Raw genomic sequence first — 2,258 nt, forward strand, 5'->3', positions numbered from 1 at the left:
AATCCGCAGATTTGGCAGATCAGGCAGATTTCTAAGAATTCGTCCAGAGAATTTCGCCTATGTCGATTTGTTCTAAACAATCTGCCCAATCTGCCTAATCTGCGGAGGAATAATCCGCAGATTTGGCAGATCAGGCACATTTCTAAGAATTCGTCCAGAGATTTCGCTTATGTCGATTTGTTCTAAACAATCTGCCCAATCTGCCTAATCTGCGGATGATTTCTTCTTAAGGTTCTGAACTGAGCCCTGGCTCTGCGCCAGGCCACATGATGGGTAGCATCTCCGGCGCGTAGCGGGCGGCCATGTCGTCGGTGAGGGTGTAGCTGCGGCAAATCTCGCGGTACAGGTGGGCGCTCGGCCGCCACGTCCGCTCCTGCGTCTCCGGGTCCAGCGCGATCAGCCCGAAGCGCTGCGACCAGCCCCGCTCCCACTCGAAATTGTCCAGCAGCGACCAATGGTAGTAGCCCATGATCGGGTAGCAGAAGCTGATGGCCTGCCACACCTGGCGCAGGTGATCCAGGAGGAAGCCGGGCCGCAGCCGGTCGGCGGCGTCGGGCACGCCGTTCTCGGTGATGTAGATCGGCTTGCCGTAGCGCTTCCAGACGCGGTCGATGACCCGGTAGAGGCCGTAGGGGTAGACCTCGCCGTAGTCGCCGTCGCTGACCAGCGCCTCCGGCCCCCACTCGCGCTCCACGAAGCCGGCGCGCGGCGGGAAGCGGACGTAGAAGCGGGTGTAGTAGTTGATGCCGTTGAAGTCGAACGTCCCGGCGATGTCCTTCATGCGCCGGCTGCCCGCCAGACCGTGGAAGCGGCCGGTGTGCAGCGCGTCGGGCCAGGCGTCGTTGTAGAAGCGCGACACGCGCCCTGCCCACCAGCGGTCGAGGGCCGTGCCGTCGGGCCGCGCCTCAAAGATTTGCAGGTTGTCGGCCGTGCCCACCTGCGCGGCGGGGTAGGCGGCCTTGATGGTGTGGTAGGCGGCGGCGTGGCAGCGCAGCAGGTTGTGCAGCCCCTCCATCAGCGCCCCCAGGCCGGTGTGGCGCTGATGGGGGAACGCGCCGATCAGGTAGCGCATGACGCTGTAGGTGACCGGCTCGTTGATGGGAACCCACGTGGGGATGAGGTCGCCCAGCTCGCCGACGACCTTGGCCGTGTAGCGCCGGAAGTAGTCCACCACCACGTCGCTGTTGAAGTCCCCCTTCTCGGCCAGCCAGAGCGGGTTGCTGAAGTGGTGGAGCGTCACCATCGGCTCCAGGCCGCGGGCGTGGCAGCCCTCCAGGATGGCCCGGTAGCGGGCGAGGGCCTCCGGGTCGAAGACGCTCGGCTCCGGCTCGATGCGGCTCCACTCCAGCGACAGGCGGTGGGCGTTCGTGCCCAATTCGGCGGCCAGGTCGAGGTCGCGCTCGGCGTTGGCCCACCAGTCGCAGGCGGCGCGGGAGCGGTCGCCGTTCAGGGTGTGGCCCGCCTCTTCCCAGGCCCACCAGTCGCTGTTGGCGTTGCCGCCCTCTACCTGATAAGCCGAGGTCGCCGTGCCCCACAGGAAGTCGGGAGGAAAAGTCATCGTTGCGTGCGCCATGGGGGGTATTATAACGGACAAGAGGCTCACGAAAAGAAAGGGGCCAGGTTCCAGGGGCTAGGGGAAGAGCGCTCTTCCCTAGCCCCTGGAACCTAGCCCCTAGCCCCTATCTTTGCGTGAGCCTCTCTTCGGTCTATACTTGTCCAGTCTTGAGGAGCGATCTGTGAGAAACCTGGTTCCCCCCAGCGGCTACTACCTATCCAACCGGCTCGGCCGCATCCTGCTGAGGGCGATGGAGGAGACGATCGGCCGCAATGGGTTGAACGCGCTGCTGAACCTGACCGGCGGCGGGCGCTACATCGAGTCGCCGCCGCCCGACGACGAGGCGCTGGGCTTCGACCTGGCCCAGGCGTCGAACCTGAGCCAGGCCCTGGAGATGGTCTACGGGCCGCGCGGCGCGCGGGGGCTGGCCCTGCGCACCGGACGGGCCATGTACGCACCGCTCATCAACGGCTTCGACCTGCCGACCGGCTTCAACGAGCTGGCCTTTCGCCTGCTGCCGGTGGGCACGCGGCTGAAGATCGGCGTGCCGGCGCTGGCCCGGCTGATGACGCAGCACAGCGACCAGGGCTGCCGCGTCGTGGATCGGGGGACACACTTCGAGTACACCGTCGAGCGCTGCCCCCACTGCTGGGGCCAGACTGCCCGGCAGCCGCTCTGCCACGTGACGGTGGGGCTGCTACAC

At 65.7% G+C, this 2,258-nt stretch carries 2 protein-coding genes; one reads left to right on the top strand and one right to left on the bottom strand.

Features of this window, described 5'->3' with window-relative positions:
• Positions 1–226 precede the first annotated feature (226 nt).
• A complete protein-coding gene (locus ACE3UY_RS18365) occupies positions 227–1,558 on the bottom strand; it encodes a glycoside hydrolase family 1 protein (protein ID WP_374688934.1) in 1,332 nt (443 codons plus the stop codon).
• A 178-nt stretch (positions 1,559–1,736) separates the two neighbouring features.
• Between ACE3UY_RS18365 and ACE3UY_RS18370 the strand changes: the two genes are divergently transcribed.
• A partial coding sequence (locus ACE3UY_RS18370) for a 4-vinyl reductase (protein ID WP_374688935.1) occupies positions 1,737–2,258 on the top strand: 522 nt, incomplete at its 3' end.

The organism is Promineifilum sp. (SeqCode) (assembly GCF_041918635.1).
In the GTDB taxonomy this organism is placed as follows: Bacteria; Chloroflexota; Anaerolineae; order Promineifilales; family Promineifilaceae; genus Promineifilum.